At 59.6% G+C, this 408-nt stretch carries 1 protein-coding gene; it reads right to left on the bottom strand.

What is annotated here, in order from left to right:
- Positions 1-408: hypothetical protein (locus G3I71_RS50715; RefSeq protein WP_203733240.1), on the bottom strand; the 408-nt coding region annotated here is incomplete at both ends.

Genomic DNA, 408 nt, shown 5'->3' with positions numbered 1-408 from the left:
GGGCGTGCCGGGTCCTCCATCACCCCGGCAGTCTGCGTCGAATGGCCATCCGAAGAGGGATGAGGCGTGGACGACGCTGCTGATTGCTCCGTAGAAGATCTGGTCGGCGAAAATGGACGTTGAATAGTCAGGCTTCTTCGGCGCGGGTGCCGGCGGCTTCGCTGGGCGGTTGTTGCGGTTACTGAGCAGAACGCTTGAGCCGCTGTTGTTTCCCTTGTTGGATACCCACCTCTTAGTTGGGGCGATGCTTCGTCCACGGTTGCTGTCGACGTGGTGGGTTCGGGCGAGTTTGGCGCCGCTATCGTGTCGGTATTCAATCTCCTTAGTGTTGTTGAACGTGATCGTGCCTTTGGAACCGCAGTTGTAAAGGGTTCCGCACTCCTCGCTACGCAGGCCGCTGGGGTCTGT

The sequence above is a fragment of the Streptomyces sp. SID12501 genome (genome assembly GCF_010550245.1).
Classification (GTDB): Bacteria; Actinomycetota; Actinomycetes; order Streptomycetales; family Streptomycetaceae; genus Streptomyces.
The sequence above is the reverse complement of the archived record's forward strand: the minus strand, read 5'-3'. Positions and strand labels throughout refer to the sequence as shown.